The organism is Aquincola tertiaricarbonis, assembly GCF_000969605.1.
Lineage (GTDB): Bacteria > Pseudomonadota > Gammaproteobacteria > Burkholderiales > Burkholderiaceae_C > Aquincola > Aquincola tertiaricarbonis.
Genome location: NZ_JZUE01000008.1, coordinates 131,787 through 148,350 on the forward strand (window position 1 = coordinate 131,787; position 16,564 = coordinate 148,350).

Sequence of the window (16,564 nt, forward strand, 5' to 3'; positions counted from 1 at the left end):
GTTCAGCGCACTTCATAGAGGATGACTTCATAGCTGGGTCCCACGATTCGCCGGGCAATGTCAGGGGGCAGCCGCTGCGCGATGCCCAGCGCCGTCAGCAGCCGGCCAACCGGCTTCGCCGGCCCCACCAGCGTTTCCGTCGCCACCCAGCCAGGCTGCGCCCGAAATGCCGGGGCGACGTCGCGGCAGCGGACCTGCGCCGCACATTGTTCGACGCGCACAGCGCTGTAGAACACGAGGTTGCCCGCTGCGGCCGGCGCGCTGGAAACCGTTTCCGGCGATACGCCCGCGATGCGGAAGAATCCGCGCGCGCGTTCCAGCGTCTCGATGTCGGTGTGGACACGTTGCTGCGGGTGCGCCGCCACCCAGTCCACCAGCGCCTGCTCGATCGCGCGGGGCTGCGTGTTCTCGACGGACAGGCACAGCAGGTTCATGCCAACCACCGCGGCCACCACGCAGCCGGCCAGCGCCCGGTGCTGCCGGGCCCACAGCCGGGCCACCCACCAGGCGGTCAGCACAATGGCGACCCAGGCGGGCACCAGCAAGTAGCGCGGCACGAGATACAGCTTGGGGTTGGCCGCGACGAAAACGAAGGCGATGGCCCCCAGGCCCATCAGGCGCATCAGTAGCCGGCGATCCCGGCCCTGCGGCAGTCGCCAGGCCTGCCAGGCCGCCACGACGCCCGTCCAGAACACCAGACCGTATTTCTGCGACACGAACAACGCGAGGATCGGGTCCAGCAGGAGGTGGACGCTGAGATTGCCCTCCTTGTCAATCCAGCCGCCACGGGCCGCGACGCGCTGCACCTCGGCCAGGCGGTTCACCGGATCGTGGTGCATGTCCAGGCCGATCCGATACATCGGGTTGCCGGTCATGATGGTCAGGTAGGCCCACTCGGCGCCGACGATCAGCGCAAAGCCCAGAACCGCCCAGGGCATGCGGGCACGTGCCGGGCGCCCCGCCACCCAGGCCGTGATGGCGCAGGCCAGCAGCGCGCCGGCGGCCGTCTGCCGGTTGCTCCAAGCCAGGCCCGCGAGCACGCCGGCAAGCAGCCAGACCCAGGCCGTGCCACGCTGGCCGTCCGCACGGGGTTCGAGGGCTGCCATCAGCACCCAGAACGTCGTGCCGACGAAGAACAGTTCAGCGACGTCCGGCGCGAGGTAGGTCGAGTTGACGACCATGCCCGAAGTGGTCATCGCGATCAGCGCGAAGCAGGCCGCGACCTGGAACCCGAAGTGCCGGTGCAAGGCCCATGTCTGCACCGCGATAAAACCGATGAAATAGATCAGCGTGGGCAGCGCCACGGAGAACAGGTTCAAGCCGAGTGCCGAGATGGACAGCGCGCTGGGCAGCGTCAGGGTGTGGCGCAATGTCCAGTGGCTGTTGCCGACATAGGGGCTGTGCTCCAGCCATCCCATGGCGCCGAGCAGGTAGTTGGCGTCGTCGCTGGCCTGGTAGCCGACGAAGACGCGCCACTGCAGCAGCACCAGAGCCAGCGCCAGAAGGACATAGACGGTCCACACGGTGGCAGTGGACGTTGCGCCGCCGGACAACGGGTGCGTGTCACGGGATGACGTCATGGATGGGGCGTTGGTCACAGTGCAGAAGTGGTCGCGAGCGGCTCACGAATCGACGTGTCCAGCGCGACGCGGATCATCGCGGATTGGCATTGTGGCGCCTGCCGCAGCTCCAACCTCGGGGGGGCTTGGACCGTGCGCGATATCACAAGCGCGGCGGTAGTGGCAGAGTGGAGGGGGGCGGCCTCGGTAAGAATCCGCCTTTTCGTGCGCCCGATCCTGGGTCTGTACTCCAACTTTGCATTTCCAGGCCAATCCATGTGCGGCATCACCGGTCTGTTCGATACCCGCAGCAAGCGCCTCCCCGAGCGCCAGCGCCTGCACAGGATGAACGAGTCTCAGCAGCACCGTGGGCCGGATGAGGGGGACCTGCACATCGAACCCGGCGTGGGCTTCGGTCACCGCCGCCTCTCGGTCATCGACATAGCAACCGGTCAGCAGCCCATCTTCAACGACGACAAGTCGGTGGCGCTGGTCTTCAACGGCGAGGTCTACAACTACCTTGAGCTGATGGACGAGCTGCGCGGCCACGGTTACGTGTTCCGCACCAAGAGCGACTCCGAGGCCATCGTGCGCGCCTGGGAGCACTGGGGCGAGGACTGCGTGCACCATCTGCGTGGCATGTTCGCCTTCATGGTCCACGACCGTCGCCGCGATTGCCTGTTCATGGCGCGCGACCGCCTCGGCGTGAAGCCGCTGCACTACGCCATCACCGAGGACGGCTGGCTGCTGTTCGGCTCGGAGCTGAAGAGCCTGGTAGCCCATGGCGGCCTGCGGCAGGAAATCGACCCGCGCGCCGTGGAGGCGTATTTCGCGCTGGGCTATGTGCCCGATCCCTGGACCATCTACCGCCATGCGCACAAGCTGGCGCCCGGGCACCGCCTGCTGGTCAAGCGCGGCCAGCCGCTGGGCGAGCCGCAGCGCTACTGGGACGTGCGCTTCACGCTCGACGCCAAGCTCGATGAACAGGAAGCCGCCGAAGAGCTGCGCCGCCGCCTGACGGAGTCGGTCAAGCTGCGCCTGAAGGCCGAGGTGCCACTGGGCGCCTTCCTGTCCGGCGGGGTGGACTCCAGCGCCGTCGTCGCGACGATGGCGCAGCTGGACGGCCAGCCCGTCAACACCTGCTCCATCGGCTTCGACGATCCGAAGTTCAACGAGACGGAGTTCGCGCAGATGGTGGCGGACCGCTACCGCACCCGCCATCGCGTCGAGACGGTCAGCAGCGACGATTTCGGGCTGGTGGACACGCTGGCCCACCTGTACGACGAGCCCTATGCCGACTCGTCCGCCATTCCCACCTACCGGGTCTGCGAGCTCGCCCGCAAGCATGTGACGGTGGCGCTGTCCGGTGACGGCGGCGACGAGAGCCTGGGCGGCTACCGCCGCTACAAGATGCACATGATGGAAGAACGCATGCGCAGCGCCTTTCCGCTGGCCTTGCGCAAGGGGGTGTTCGGTCCGCTGTCTCGCGTCTATCCCAAGGCCGACTGGGCGCCGCGTGTGTTCCGCGCCAAGACCACCTTCCAGGCCATCGCCCGTGACTCGGTCGAGGCCTACTTCAACACCATGGGCCTGGTGCGCGACCCGCTACGCCAGCAGCTGTTCAGCGACGGGTTCAAGCGCGAGCTGCAAGGTTGGCACGCAAGCGAGGTGTTCAATCAACACGCCCGCCGTGCCGGCACCGACGACCCGCTGGCGCTGATCCAGTACCTCGACATCCACACCTACCTGCCGGGCGACATCAACACCAAGGTCGATCGCGCCAGCATGGCCCACAGTCTGGAGGTGCGCGAGCCGTTGATGGATCACGAATTGGTCGAATGGGTGGCGACGCTGCCCTCCGACCTGAAGCTGCGCGGCCAGGAAGGCAAGTACCTGTTCAAGAAGGCGCTGGAGCCGATGCTGCCGCACGACGTGCTGTATCGACCCAAGATGGGCTTTGCGGTGCCGCTGGCGCGCTGGTTGCGCGGCCCCCTGCGCGAACAGGCCCGCCAGTCGCTCCAGCATGGCGCGCTGGCTCAGACCGGCTGGTTCAACCCGAACACCATCGCCCGGCTGCTGGACCAGCACGAGCGTGGCGCGATGGACCATGCCCAGCCGCTGTGGGTGTTGCTGATGTTCGATGCCTTCCTTCGCAATGCGGGCCTGGGCACGACCACGACCCGCATCGCCGCCTGATTTGTACAAGGACAACAAGATGAAGGTCTCGGTTTTCGGTCTGGGCTATGTAGGTGCCGTGTCATGCGCCTGCCTGCCCGAGCTTGGCCACGAAGTGGTCGGTGTGGACATCAACCCGCTGAAAGTGGAGCTGATCGCATCGGGCCAGTCGCCGGTGGTGGAAGAGGGCATCGAGGAGCTGATCGCCGCAGCGGTGAAGGACGGCCGGCTGACGGCCACCGATGACGTGGCCGCTGCCGTCCGGGGCACCGAGGTGTCGCTGATCTCGGTGGCCACGCCCTCTCTTGCCAACTACATGCCCGACCTGACGGCGCTGGACGCGGTCGTCGGCCAGATCGGTGCCGAAATTGCGAAGAAGCCGGGCCACCACACTCTCGTGATCCGCAGCACCGTTGCGCCGGGCACCACGCGCGCGCGCATCGCGCCGCTGCTGGAAAAGGCAGCGGGCCGCCAGATCGGTGACCGGCTGTCGCTGGTCTTCAATCCCGAGTTCCTGCGTGAAGGTTCATCGGTGTCGGACTTCCACAACCCGCCGCAAACCATCGTCGGCAGCCTGGACGACGCGGGCGTCGAGGTCATGAAGCGCCTGTACAGCGGCCTGTCGGGCAATTTCGTCGCGGCCGACGTGGGCGTGGCGGAGTCGGTCAAATACCTGTGCAATGTCTTCCACGCACTGAAGATCGTGTTCGCCAACGAGGCCGGCGCCGTGCTCAAGCAGGCGGGTCTGGACTCTCGGGAGGTGCTGGCGCTTTTCTGCGAGGACAAACAGCTCAACATCTCGAAGGCCTATCTGCGCCCTGGCTTCGCCTTCGGCGGCTCTTGCCTGCCCAAGGAGGTCAAGGGATTCCTGACCATCGCCCGCGACCAGGGGGTCGAGATTCCCGTGCTCGGCTCGCTGCTCACCAGCAATGACGCCCACATCGGCCGCGCCTACGACCTGATTGCCAGCCACGGCCGCAAGCCGGTGGCGTTGTTCGGCCTGGCCTTCAAGCCCGGCACCGACGACCTGCGCGATTCGCCGCTGGTGGTGCTGGCCGAGAAGCTGCTGGGCAAGGGCTTCGACATCGCCATCTACGACCGCTTCGTCAAGATCGCGCGGCTGCTGGGCAAGAACAAGGAATACATCGACCGCGAGATTCCGCACCTCGACAAGCTGCTGCACGAGACGCCGGATGCCGTGCTGGCCCGTGCCGAGATCGTCGTGGTGGGCCATGCGGACGCCGAGACGCGCCAGCGCATCATCGCGCTGGCCAAAGGCGCCCGCCTGGTGGACCTCAACGGCTATGCCGACCTGCGTGATGCCGGCTTTGCCGAGTACGAGGGCATCTGCTGGTGAACCAGCCGGAGCGCTGCCTGAAGCTCGCCTTCATCTCGCCGGTCTTTCTGTTTCCGGCGGATGCCGGCGGCAAGATCCGCACCGGCAACATCCTGCGGGGTCTGAAGGAGAGCGGCCGGTTCGACATCACGCTGCTGTCGCCGGCCACGGCGCAGCAGCAGCGCGACTGGCAGGAGGCACTTGGCCGGCTTTGCCATGCCTTCATTGGCTGGGCACCAAGCCCGCCGCGTGCGCGCTGGCAACGCATCCCGCACCTGCTGTCCGCGTTGCCCATCAATGTGGTGTCGGACCGTACGCCGGCAGCCACCGCCGCGGTGGAGCAACTGCTGGCTGCCGAGCGCTTCGACGTGGTGGTATTCGACTTCGTCCATGCTGCGGTGCTGCGTCCGCCCTCCCTGGGCGGGGCGACGGTGTGCTTCACGCACAACGTCGAGGCCGAGATCTTCGAGCGCCATGCCAGCACGGCCGAGCGCGCGCCGCTGCGCTGGCTGTGGTCCTCGCAGGCGGCGAAGATGCGCCGCTTCGAGCGCGCGGCGCTGGCGCGCTTCACGCGCGTGGTCACCGTGTCCGAGCGCGATGCCCGCACCTTCGAGCGCAATGACGGGCTGGCGACGGCCCGCGCCATCCCGACCGGCGTGGACCTGGACTTCTTCGCCTGGCAGCCGCCGGCCGGAGGCGCACCCACCGTGGTGTTCACCGGCTCGATGGACTGGGAGGCCAACGTCGACGGCATCCGCTTCTACATCGAGGAGGTCTGGCCGCTGGTGCTTGCCCAGGTGCCCAAGGCACAGCTGCGCGTGGTCGGCAAGAACCCGCCCGCGTCGCTGGTGCAAGGCCGGGTGCCGGGAGTGCACTTCACCGGCTTCGTGGACGATGTGCGGGCGCACGCACGTGACGCCCAGGCTTTCGTGATTCCGCTGCGTGTTGGCGGTGGCACCCGCATCAAGGCCTTTGAGGCGATGGCCATGGGCCTGCCCGTGGTGTCCACCGCCATTGGCATGGAAGGGCTGGATGTCGAGGATGGCGTGCATTTCCTGTGCGCCGACGGTGCCCCTGCGCTGGCCGAGGCCACGCTGCGCCTGCTGGCGGATGACGCTCTGCGGCTGCGGCTGTCGAGGGCGGCGCGCGAGCTGGTTGAAGCACGCTTCGGCCACCGTGTCGCGGCCGACGAGTTCGGCCGCATCCTGAACGAGGCGGTGGGCGCCGCGGAGGCCGTCGCGTGAAGCCGCTGAAGATCCTGACCTTCTCCACGCTGTTCCCCAGCAGCGCGCGGCCGACCCACGGCATCTTCGTCGAGACTCGGCTGCGGGAACTGCTCAAGAGCGGGCATGTCGATGCCCGCGTCGTTGCGCCGGTGCCCTGGTTTCCGTCGACGCGTACAAGCTGGGGCGAGTACGCGACAGTCGCTGCCACGCCCCGGCGCGAGCAGCGCAACGGCCTGGACGTGCTGCACCCGCGCTATCTGCTGGCACCGAAGATCGGCATGACCGTCGCTCCCCTGACGCTGGCGTTGGGCGCCCTCGCCGCGGTGAAGCAACTTCTCGACGAGGGTTTCGAGTTCGATCTGATCGACGCCCATTACTACTATCCCGACGGCGTGGCTGCCACACTGCTGGCCCGGCATTTCCGCAAACCGCTGGTCATCACGGCCCGCGGCACCGACTTGAACCTGATCCCGCAATACCCGCTGCCACGCCGCATGATCCTGTGGGCGGCCCGGCAGGCCAATGCGTCCATCGGCGTGTGCGCGGCGTTGATGGACGTGCTGCGCGACCTGGGCATCGAGCCGGCGCGCTTGCACGTCATGCGCAATGGCGTCGATCTGCAGCGCTTTCGCCCGCTTCCGCTGGCAGCAATGCGCAATGAGCTGGGCATCAACGGCGCGCCGCTCCTGCTGTCGGTGGGGCACCTGATCGAGCGCAAGGGCCACCATGTGGCCATCGACGCACTGGCCGCCCTGCAGGTCACCCATCCTGGCGCGCGCCTGGTGATTGCCGGAGAGGGCGAGGAGCGCGCCCGTCTTCTGCAGCGCGCACGGGAGCGTGGTGTGGCCGACCAGGTGCACCTGATCGGCAGCCTGCCCAATACGGAGCTGCTGCGCTGGTACAGCGCAGCTGACGCGCTGGTGCTGGCCTCCAGCCGCGAAGGCTGGGCCAATGTGTTGCTGGAAGCCATGGCCTGCGGCACGCCCGTAGTGGCCACGCGCATCTGGGGCACGCCCGAGGTGGTGGCCAGCGATACGGTGGGCCGCCTGGTGGACGAGCGCAGCGGCGAGGCCTTTGCGCAGTCGGTGCGTGAGCTGCTGGCCGCCGCGCCGGACCGCGCCGCCGTGCGACGCTACGCCGAGGGTTTCAGCTGGGAGGCCACCAGCCAGGCGCAACTGCGTCTGTTCCGTTCGCTGGCGGTTCAGCCGGCCGAGGTGCTGAGCCATGTCTGACCTGCTGATCCTGGGAATTCTCGGCACGGCCACCGTGTGGTCGCTCTGGCGGCCGTGGATCGGGGCGGTGCTGTTCGTGTGGGTCAGCCTGATGAGCCCGCACGTGGAGTTCGGCTGGAGCGCCGCCAACTGGCCGGTGGCCACCGGCATCGCCGCCTGCACCCTGGTGGGCCTGCTGCTCACCAAGCAAAAGCAGAACCCGATGGTGGGCTCGCCGGCATGGGCCATTCTGTTCTTCACCCTGTGGATCTGCATCACGCTGCCGTTTTCGTTCTACCTCGACGAATCGCTGCCGCTGTGGGAGCGCTCGATGAAGATCTTCCTGATGATCTTCGTCACGCTGGCGCTCATCGATGACAAGCGCAAGCTGCACTGGCTGATCTGGACGATCGCGTTTTCCATCGGCTTCTACACCGTCAAGGGTGGCCTGTTCACGCTGATGACGGCTGGCAACTACCGGGTGTGGGGCCCGGGTGGCTTCATCGGTGGCAACAACGAGCTGGCACTGGCCGGCGTCATGACGATTCCGCTGCTTCGCTACATCCAGCTGCAAATGGTCGGCAAGTGGCAGCGCCGCGCCATGGGCCTCGCGCTGGTGCTGTCGGTCATCACCGTGCTGGGCAGTTACTCGCGCGGCGCCTTCCTGGCGCTGGCGATGATGGGCCTGATGTTGTGGATGAAGGGCAAGCGCAAGTTCGTCGGTGCCTTTGTCATGCTGTTCATCGGGATCGGCGCGCTGGGATTCATGCCAGAGCAGTGGTTCGAGCGCATGAACACCATCGAGACCTACCAGCAGGACGAATCGGCCATGGGGCGGCTCAACGCCTGGGGCATGGCCACGAACCTGGCGCTCGACCGGATCGTCGGCGGCGGGTTCATGCCCTACCACCCGGATGTGTATGCGCGGTATGCCGAGGACCCCAACCGCGTGCTGGCCGCCCACAGCATCTACTTCCAGATACTGGGCGAACATGGCTTCATCGGGCTGTTCCTGTTCCTCGGCGTCGGTCTCACCACCTGGGCCACTGCACGTCGCCTGATCAAGTCGGTGCACAACGATCCCTCCCGCCAGTGGCTGGCCGACCTGGGCGCCATGGTGCAGGTGAGCCTGCTCGGGTACGCGGTGGGCGGCACCTTCCTCAGCCTGGCCTACTTCGACCTGCCCTACTACCTGGCCGCCATCGTGGCGCTGGCGGCCAGCATCGACCAGAAGCAGCGACGCGCCGCGCTGAAGGCCCAGCGTGCCGCCCTCGGCGACAACAACATGGGCCTCGGGTGGAACCATGGGCGTTAACGTGCTGAATCCGTTCGGCTGGCTGTCGCCCTCGGGCTCGCGCGCGCGGCTGTCCATCTTCATCTTCCACCGCGTGCTGCCGGCGCCCGATCCGCTGCTGCCCGACGACATCGACGTGGCGCGCTTCGAGCGCATCGTCGGCTTCCTGCGCCGCGGCTTCAACGTGCTGCCGCTGGCCGATGCGGCGCGACGGCTGGCCGAGGGCCGGCTGCCTGCGGCCGCCGCCTGCATCACCTTCGACGACGGCTACCTGGACAACCTCACGCTGGCCGCCCCGGTGCTGAAGAAGCATGGCCTCAGCGCCACCTTCTTCATCGCCACCGGCTTCTCGGGCGGCGGCCGCATGTGGAACGACACCGTGATCGAGGCCGTGCGCGCCGCCCCCGCCGGCGAGCTGGACTGGCAGGACGTCGGCGCCGGCCGTCACCCGCTCACCGACGACGCGTCCCGCGTGGCCGCCTACCAGGATGCGCTCAAGCGCCTCAAGTACCTGCCGCCGGACGAGCGCCTGGCCCGCACCCAGGTGCTGGCCGCACGCCACGGCCTGCCGGCGCACAGCACGTTGATGATGTCGCCGGCCCAGCTGCGCGAACTGCGCGACCTGGGCATGGACATCGGCGGCCACACCGTCAGCCATCCCATCCTGTCCAGCACGCCCGAGGCGCAGGCCTATGCCGAGATCGCCATCGGCCGCGAGCAGCTCACCGCCTGGCTGGGCGAGGCGCCGACGATGTTCGCCTACCCCAACGGCGTACCCGGCCGCGACTACGGCGCGCGCGACGTCGCGCTGGTGCGGCGTGCCGGCTATGCCGGTGCGGTGAGCACGGCGCCGGGCGTGGCCACCGCGGCCAGCGATCCGTTCCAGCTGCCGCGCTTCACCCCGTGGGACGTGCGCATGGCCCGCTTCGGCCTGCGCTGCGCCATGAACCTGATGTCCGCGCCGGCCGCCCAGGCGCCGCTGGAGGCCGCTGCATGACCCGCGTGAGAGTGCCCATCCGCCTGCAACAGGCGCCCGCCTTCGTGCGCCAGATGGCGCAGCGCCGCCATGTGCTGCGCCGGCCGCTGCAGCGGCAGCCCGTGTTCCGGCTGTGTTACTTCAGCTGCCAGTCGTACTTCAGCTACCTCTACTGCGCGCTGCACAGCCTGCTGCGCAGCGCGCCCCACGTGCGCTACGAGGTGCTGGTGTTCAGCGACAACGACATGCCGCTGTCCCCGGCGCAGACCGAGCAGCTGCAGCGGCTGATGCCCAACCTGCGCGTGGTGCCCTGGCCCAAGAGCATGGGCTGGGGCGCCGAGCAGATCGGCTGGATCTGGCGCGCCTATGCGCTGGCGGCCGAAGGCCTGCACGACGACGACGTCGTCGCGCGGGTGGATTCCGACGTGTTTTTCTTCAACGACCGCATCTTCCAGGCGGTGGCCCGCAGCTCCGCCGCGATGGTGGGCGACGGCCACTTCGTGGACTTCGCGTACTGCCAGGGCGGCTGCTATTTCCTGCGCGCCTCGGCGGTGCGGGCGGTGCTGGCGCTCATCGAGCGCGAGCCGCTGGAAACCTTCCTGGCCGAGCGCAAGATCCCGGTGGAAGACATTGCCGCCACCGCGCTGGTACAGGCCGCGGGCCTGCCCATCTGGCAGACCTGGTTCATGATGTTCCCGGACGAGCTGCGCAATGCCGGCGGCCTCACCGCCTGGCAGCGGCGCAAGTTCTCCTGCCTGCACTTCGTGATGAAGAACAAGGCGGTGATGCTGGAGACCTACGAGCGTGAACTGCTGCTGGCCGACGACCGGCCGGCCTATCAACAGGCGCTGGCCACCGCCTGACGCCCGTCCCTGCCGATGACCACTGCCACCCTCACGCAACCTGCCGCGCCGGCGCTGGCTGCCTTCCGCTGCCGCGTATGCGGCTCCACCGCCGAGCCGGGCCGCCACACCGCCCGGGAGATGATGTTCGGCACGCGGCAGGCCTTCGACTACCTGCAGTGCGCCGAGTGCGGCTGCCTGCAGATCGCGCAGTTCCCGGCCGACCCGGGTGCCTACTACGGCGGCGCGTACTACAGCTTCACCGAAGACCCCGCGGACGCCTACCGCAGCCCGGCCAAGAACCTGCTGAACCGCTGGCGCGACCAGGCCACGCTGTTCCTGCCCGGGGGCGACCGGCTGCCCTTCCGGGTGAGCGTGCCGCACCTGCGCACCGGCTTCGAATTCCTGCGCCGGGTGCCCGGGCTCTCGCTGCATTCGCGGATGGTGGACATCGGCTGCGGCAGCGGCATCCTGCTGCACCGGCTGCACAACGCGGGCTTCCGCGACCTCACCGGCGCCGATCCTTTCCTGGCGGGTGGCGACCGCCAGGTGGGCCGCGGCTTCCGCATGCTGGCACGGGATGCCCAGTCGCTGGACGACGGCCCGTACGACATCGTGCTGATGAACCACTCGTTCGAGCATGTGCCCGATCCCGCGGCCACCATGGCCGCCGTGGCCCGGCTGCTGGCGCCCGGCGGCACGGCGGTGATCCGCGTGCCGCTGTGCGACAGCGAGGCCTGGCAGCGCTACGGCGCCGACTGGTTCCAGCTCGATGCGCCACGCCACTACTACCTGCACACCCAGCGCAGCCTGCGTCTGCTGGCCGGCCGGGCCGGGCTGGCGGTGGCACGGGTGGTGCACGACTCGGACCACCACCAGTTCACGCTGAGCGAGCGGTACCGCGACGACGTACCCCTGGTGCGCGACCCGCAGCGCCCCGATGGCAAGCCCTCCTGGGCCGGCCTGACGGAGGCCCAGGTGCAGGAATTCGAGGCGCTGGCGCAGCGCCTGAATGCCGAAGGCCGCGGCGACCAGGCCACGTTCTACCTGCGCCACGCCCAGCCGGCGTGAGCGCCGCCAGCCTGCCGCGCCGCCTGGCCCGCAAGGCCGCCTACTGGCTGCGCAATGCCAACCCCCAGCGCTTCCACGCACTGGAACGCTGGTGCACGCCGGCGCTGGCTCCCGCCGCGGGCGGCGCGGTGGCCGTGTTCAACCACTTCGAGGCCGATGGCAGCGTGCCGGCCCATGTGATGTGGCACCTGGCGCAGTGGCGGGCCGCGGGTTTCGCGCTGGTGTTCATCACCACCTCGGCGCGGCTGCAGCCTGAGTCGCTGGCCCGGCTGCAGGCCTTGTGCTGGCTGGTGCTGCGGCGGCGCAACGTGGGCATGGACATCGGCGGCTGGCCCACGGCGGTGCAGGCCATCGAGCAGGCGGCCGGCCAGCCGCTCGCGGCCTTCGGGCGCTTGCTGCTCACCAACGACAGCGTGTTCGGCCCGCTGCAACCGATCGGCGCCTGGATGCCGCCGATGGCCGCGCGCGGGCTGGACCTGTGGGGCATCACCGACAGCCAGGAGCGCGGTCACCACCTGCAGAGCTACTTCCTTGTACTGGAGACGCCGGCCGCGCTGGCCTTCTTCCGGCGATGGGCGCTGCGCATGAAGCTCATCGACGACCGCGAGGCGGTGATCGCGCGCTACGAGCTGGGGCTGTCGCAGGACGCCAGCGCCGCCGGCCTGCGCTGGGCCGCGCTGGTGGAATGTGCCGCGCTGCTGGCGCAGGCCCGGGCCGCCGGCGAACTGCCGCCCGCGCTGGCCGACCACCTGGCGCGGCGGCCCGGGCAGTTCAACCCGACGCATGCGCTGTGGCGGGCCGCGTTGGCGCATGCCGGCTCGCCTTACCTCAAGCGCGACCTGCTGCGCCGGTTTCGCGCCAGTCCGGCCGAGTTCGCCGCGGCCCGCGCGCTGGTGGTGTCGGCAGCGCCGGCCTATCCGGTGGGCCTGCTGGACGACTACTTCGGCGACGGCGGCGCGGCCGCCAGCGAGCCATCCTCGCCCAGGCAGGCCACGCGGTAGCCGGCCTGCTCGGCCAGCGGCCACACCAGCCGCTCGAGCGCGTGCGCTGTCGTGCCGTCGGTTTGCGCCATCTCGGGTTCGAAGTCGTCGGACGACAGCCGCGCGGCGCGCAGCCCCTGCATCGCCTGCGGGCGGAACCAGAACATCGTTCCGGCGAAGAAGGGTCGCGATCGCGCGCAATCGGCCGGCAGCCCGGCGCGTTCCGCCACGCGGCGGATGGAGCGGCCGTTGCTGCCTGCATGCTGCGGCTGGCCGGGCCACATGCAGTGCGCCGCCGGGCCCACCAGGCCCAGTTGCGGGTCGGCCTCGAACTGCGCCAGCAGCGACCGCAGCGCCGCCGGCCCGGGCAGCAGGCCGCGCAGCAGGCTGTCGCGCCAGGCAGCGCCGTCGTGGTGGTGCGGGCTGCGCTTGCTGTGCAGCTTGAGCACGGCGGCGTAGCCATCGAACACGCCGGCACGCAGCGCCCACAGCCAGGGCAGCACGTCGCGGCCGTGGTTGGGCCGCGGCAGCAGCCGGGTGCGCGGATGGTCGGCAACGATCGGCGCCAACGCGGGCGTGGTGGCGTAGTCGGGCAGGGTGACGTACAGGTCGAAGGGCTCGGGCAGTGCCGCCAGCGCAGCCTGCAGCTGCGGCCACACCTCGGGGTAGAACAGATGCAGACACACCGCCACCCGGCGCGGAGGCCGTGCCGGCGTCAGCGCCGCGGTGCCGACCGGCAGGCCCTGCCAGCGGCCGGGCAGCGCTTCCTCCTGCAGCAGCGCCAGCAGCGCTTCGCAAGCCGGCCGGTCGCCGGCGTGCCGTGCCAGCCAGGCCGGCTCGATCAGCGGATGCGGCGGCAGTGCCTGCACCGGCAGCGTGGCAAAGCGCGCCGGCAGGTGCCAGGGCGCAAGCTGTCCGGCATCTTCCTTGGGGTAGGCCAGGCCGGCTGCGGCACAGGCGGCTTCGGCCTGCTGCAGCAGCGCCGCCTGTGCCGGTGCAAGGCGGGCGGCACGCCGGCGGCGCGCGGCCAGCGCCTGCCACCAGCGCTGCAACGCCAGCCGCGGATGCGGCGCGCGGCTGCGCTCGAAAGCCAGGTCGCGCCGGGCCAACCGCAGCGCTGCCGACCAGCCGCTCAGTGCGACCACTGCGCGCGGATGTCGCTCACCAGCGACCAGGTGGTGCGCCGCGCGAAGAGCAGCAGCAGCGCCAGGTAGGCCAGCGCACCCACGCCAGAGCAGGCCAGCAGCCGGGTGAGCGGCAGCCAGCCGGCCAGCAGCTGCGTGGTGGCCACCATGGCGCCGGCCATGGCGGCCGAGCACAGGGTGGGGGCCAGCATCGGCATCAGCAGTCGGCGCAGCGGCATGTGCACTTCCTGGCAGGCCAGCGCCGCCGTCCACAGGTGCGTCACCACGCACACCACGAAGAAGCCCCAGGCCGCGCCGACGAGGCCGCCCCACACGGTGCCCACCCAGTAGGCCGCGCCGCTGAGCACGGCGGTGGCGATCGAGGTCTTGAGCAGCAGGTCGCCGCGGCCAAAGGTGAGCAGCACCGTGCCCGTGGTGGTGAGCGCGCTCTGAACCGCCATCGCCACGCACAGGATGCGCAGCACGTCGATGGCGGCTTCCCACTGCGGGCCGAACAGCACATGCACCACGTCAGGCGCCATCGCGGCGGTGCCGGCCATGATGGGGATGGTGGTGAGCGCCACCGCCGCATTGGCCTTCAGCCAGGCGCTGGCCAGCCGCTCGGGCTCGTTGCGCAGCAGCGACAGCGTGGGGAACAGCACCCGCACGATCACCGAGGTGATCTGGAACAGCACCGTGCCGGTCAGGCCGGAGGCCAGGCCATAGGCGCCCAGTGCCGCCGCACCCAGGTAGCGGCCGATGACGAAGGTGTGCAGGTTGCGCCCGGCGGTGGACACCAGGTTGCTGCCCAGCAGGTTGAGCGACAGGCTCACCATGCCCTGCAGGTGCCGCAGCGCGGGATGCAGCCCGGGCAGCCAGCGCGCCTGCCGCATCATGATGGCGCAGGTGACGGTGTTGCCGATCAGCGGCTGCGCTGCCAGCGCCCAAACGCCCACGCCGGCCCAGGCCAGCGCCAGCGCGCCGAGCGAGGCGCACACGCTGCCCACGATCTGCGCCACCGTCATGTCGCGGAACTGCAGCCGCTGCGTCAGCAGCGCCTGCGGCACCACCGAGGCGCCGGCCACCACCATGTTGATCGCCAGCGGCAGCACCAGCGTGTCCACCTCCGGCCGCTGGAAATAGGTGCTGAGCAGCGGCCCGCTGCCCCACAGGGCCAGCGCGGCCACCGCACCGATGACCACGTTGAACCAGAAGCAGGTGGTGAGCACCGCCTGCGCCGTGACCTGTCGCTGCACGATGGTGGCGCCCAGCCCAAAGGCGATGAACACCTGCGCGATCTCGGCGGCCACGTAGGTCATGCCGAAGAGGCCGAAGTCGTCCGGCACCAGGATGCGCGCCAGCACCAGGTTGGTGGAGAACGCCAGGATCTGCCGGCCCAGCTGGCCGGCGCTGAGCCAGGCGACGCTGCGTACCGCCTTGCCGCCCAGGTTGCCGGCGGCGGTCGAAGGTTCCGTCACGCGGACCACTCCGCCCGCGCCGCATCGGCCGGCACCTCGGGTGCCGCCATGGCGGGCTGGGCGGCGGCGCCGGGCCGGGGCACCAGGCCGCAGGCGTCCATCAGCTGGGTGTAGTTGATCTCGCTGGCTTGGTGCAGGCGGTTGACCAGCGCTGCCCGTTCGGCCGCCGGCGCCGACAGCGCTTGGCCGATGGCGCCGATGGCGTCGGCCGGGCGGACACAGGCGCGCTGCGATTCGGTGTCCCAGGTGTGCAGGTAGTAGTCCAGCTTGTGCGGCTTGTCGCTCAGCCCCAGGTGGGGCACGCCGAAGGCCTGCGAAGTGATGTTGCCGTGCAGGCTGGTGCCGAGGAACAGCGAGGCGTGGGCGATGGTGGCCATGATGTCCCAGATGGAGGCTTCCTCGTCCACCACCTCCACCGGCGAGCCAGCGCGGGCCTGGATGTCGGTCAGGCCCTGGATGTCGTCCAGGCCGGTGTAGCGGCCGATGGGCAGCAGGATGGCGCGCAGCCCGTGGCGGCGGTGGATGTCGGCCAGCAGCGCGGCGAGGTCGTCGCGGTGGCGCTGGGCATAGCGCGCATTGCACTGCGCCACCACGAAGGGCTCGCCGCGCAGGCGTTGCTGCGTGCGCGTGCCCACCAGGCCCGCCAGCCGGGCCAGCGGAAAGTGCTTGGACATCAGCACCGCGGAGTCGGGCGCCAGCGCCACGGAAGCCACGCCGCCGCCCAGCAGCAGGCGCTGGGTCTCATGGTCGCGCACCGAGACGAAGTCGGCCTGCGCCAGACGCGCCAGCGTCTGCTGCTGGATATCGGTCGGCTGCACCGCCAGCTCCGAGCCGCCCACCGCGTTGTAGGCAATCTTCACGCGGTGCGGGAAGTCCTGCGGGCCGGCCACCCACGGGAAGGGCGAGTTGGCACCGCGGAAGCGCCGCACCAGGTCCACCGCGCGCTGCTGGCCCACCGCGCGCTGCAGGGCATACAGCAGGTAGTTGCCGCGCGGGCCCACCAGGTTGGCCTGCATGTTCACCCAGTCGGCCCCGATGGTGCCGCCGCCGTTGAACACCACCACGTCGCCGTCCTGCAGCGCGCAGCCGCCGTACAGGCTGCGCATGCCGAGCGTGGGCATGGCGCCGAACTCCGACAGGTCGCTGCGCGACAGCGCATAGGCCGTCATGTCATGCGACAGGCCGCGTGCCACCAACTCATCGCGCGCGAGGATGGGGAACAGGAGGTCGCCGTAGTTGAAGCGGTCGTACGCACCGACGAGGGCGATGCGCGGCTTGGCGGCTTGATTCAT

The 16,564-nt window shown here is 69.7% G+C and carries 13 protein-coding genes; 9 read left to right on the top strand and 4 right to left on the bottom strand.

The features are described 5' to 3' along the window. Positions 1-2: 2 nt before the first annotated feature. Positions 3-1,580 (bottom strand): ArnT family glycosyltransferase, encoded by a 1,578-nt coding sequence (locus VO99_RS11715; RefSeq protein ID WP_083440532.1) that lies wholly within the window; start codon positions 1,578-1,580, stop codon positions 3-5. A gap of 255 nt (positions 1,581-1,835) precedes the next feature. Here VO99_RS11715 and VO99_RS11720 point away from each other — a divergent pair, with 255 nt between their 5' ends. Genes VO99_RS11720 through VO99_RS11760 form a run of 9 tightly spaced genes read left to right on the top strand, consistent with a single transcriptional unit; the run spans position 1,836 to position 12,691 of the window. Then, a complete protein-coding gene (locus tag VO99_RS11720; protein WP_046113039.1) occupies positions 1,836-3,755 on the top strand; it encodes an XrtA/PEP-CTERM system amidotransferase in 1,920 nt (639 codons plus the stop codon). A gap of 19 nt (positions 3,756-3,774) precedes the next feature. Next, positions 3,775-5,091, top strand: coding sequence for a nucleotide sugar dehydrogenase (locus VO99_RS11725; protein WP_046113171.1), 1,317 nt, complete (start codon positions 3,775-3,777; stop codon positions 5,089-5,091). Further along, entirely contained in the window at positions 5,088-6,314 is a 1,227-nt protein-coding gene (locus VO99_RS28785) for a glycosyltransferase family 4 protein (RefSeq protein WP_052736279.1), read from the top strand. The genes VO99_RS11725 and VO99_RS28785 overlap by 4 nt, the downstream gene beginning before the upstream one ends. Positions 6,315-6,319: 5 nt before the next feature. After that, a complete protein-coding gene (locus VO99_RS11735; protein ID WP_046113173.1) occupies positions 6,320-7,528 on the top strand; it encodes a glycosyltransferase family 4 protein in 1,209 nt (402 codons plus the stop codon). Then, positions 7,521-8,822 carry a putative O-glycosylation ligase, exosortase A system-associated gene (locus VO99_RS11740; protein WP_046113040.1) on the top strand — a complete coding sequence of 434 codons (1,302 nt, stop codon included), beginning with the start codon at positions 7,521-7,523 and terminating at the stop codon, positions 8,820-8,822. The genes VO99_RS11735 and VO99_RS11740 overlap by 8 nt, the downstream gene beginning before the upstream one ends. Next, a complete protein-coding gene (locus VO99_RS11745) occupies positions 8,812-9,798 on the top strand; it encodes a polysaccharide deacetylase family protein (protein ID WP_046113041.1) in 987 nt (328 codons plus the stop codon). The genes VO99_RS11740 and VO99_RS11745 overlap by 11 nt, the downstream gene beginning before the upstream one ends. Further along, positions 9,795-10,640, top strand: coding sequence for a glycosyltransferase family protein (locus VO99_RS11750; RefSeq protein ID WP_046113042.1), 846 nt, complete (start codon positions 9,795-9,797; stop codon positions 10,638-10,640). The genes VO99_RS11745 and VO99_RS11750 overlap by 4 nt, the downstream gene beginning before the upstream one ends. Before the next feature lie 15 nt (positions 10,641-10,655). After that, entirely contained in the window at positions 10,656-11,690 is a 1,035-nt protein-coding gene (locus tag VO99_RS11755; protein ID WP_052736280.1) for a class I SAM-dependent methyltransferase, read from the top strand. Beyond that, positions 11,687-12,691 carry a rhamnan synthesis F family protein gene (locus VO99_RS11760; RefSeq protein ID WP_046113043.1) on the top strand — a complete coding sequence of 335 codons (1,005 nt, stop codon included), beginning with the start codon at positions 11,687-11,689 and terminating at the stop codon, positions 12,689-12,691. The genes VO99_RS11755 and VO99_RS11760 overlap by 4 nt, the downstream gene beginning before the upstream one ends. Here VO99_RS11760 and VO99_RS28790 read toward each other — a convergent pair. Genes VO99_RS28790 through VO99_RS11775 form a run of 3 tightly spaced genes read right to left on the bottom strand, consistent with a single transcriptional unit; the run spans position 12,628 to position 16,564 of the window. Further along, complete coding sequence (locus VO99_RS28790; protein WP_052736281.1) at positions 12,628-13,815, bottom strand: rhamnan synthesis F family protein; 1,188 nt, start codon at positions 13,813-13,815, stop codon at positions 12,628-12,630. The two genes, VO99_RS11760 and VO99_RS28790, sit on opposite strands and share 64 nt — an antisense overlap. Next, on the bottom strand, positions 13,803-15,272 hold the full coding sequence (locus VO99_RS11770) for a lipopolysaccharide biosynthesis protein (protein WP_198156930.1): 1,470 nt from the start codon (positions 15,270-15,272) through the stop codon (positions 13,803-13,805). The genes VO99_RS28790 and VO99_RS11770 overlap by 13 nt, the downstream gene beginning before the upstream one ends. Next, entirely contained in the window at positions 15,269-16,564 is a 1,296-nt protein-coding gene (locus tag VO99_RS11775; protein ID WP_046113045.1) for a polysaccharide pyruvyl transferase family protein, read from the bottom strand. Before VO99_RS11775 ends, VO99_RS11770 begins: the two co-directional genes overlap by 4 nt.

What these genes read in the sequence shown, in the direction of transcription:
- VO99_RS11745 (WP_046113041.1), top strand. Translation starts at nt 8,812, where the DNA reads ATGGGCGTTAACGTGCTGAATCCGTTCGGCTGGCTGTCGCCCTCGGGC.
- VO99_RS11750 (WP_046113042.1), top strand. Translation starts at nt 9,795, where the DNA reads ATGACCCGCGTGAGAGTGCCCATCCGCCTGCAACAGGCGCCCGCCTTC.
- VO99_RS11725 (WP_046113171.1), top strand. Translation starts at nt 3,775, where the DNA reads ATGAAGGTCTCGGTTTTCGGTCTGGGCTATGTAGGTGCCGTGTCATGC.
- VO99_RS11715 (WP_083440532.1), bottom strand. Translation starts at nt 1,580, where the DNA reads ATGACGTCATCCCGTGACACGCACCCGTTGTCCGGCGGCGCAACGTCC.
- VO99_RS11740 (WP_046113040.1), top strand. Translation starts at nt 7,521, where the DNA reads ATGTCTGACCTGCTGATCCTGGGAATTCTCGGCACGGCCACCGTGTGG.
- VO99_RS11775 (WP_046113045.1), bottom strand. Translation starts at nt 16,564, where the DNA reads ATGAATCAAGCCGCCAAGCCGCGCATCGCCCTCGTCGGTGCGTACGAC.
- VO99_RS11755 (WP_052736280.1), top strand. Translation starts at nt 10,656, where the DNA reads ATGACCACTGCCACCCTCACGCAACCTGCCGCGCCGGCGCTGGCTGCC.
- VO99_RS11720 (WP_046113039.1), top strand. Translation starts at nt 1,836, where the DNA reads ATGTGCGGCATCACCGGTCTGTTCGATACCCGCAGCAAGCGCCTCCCC.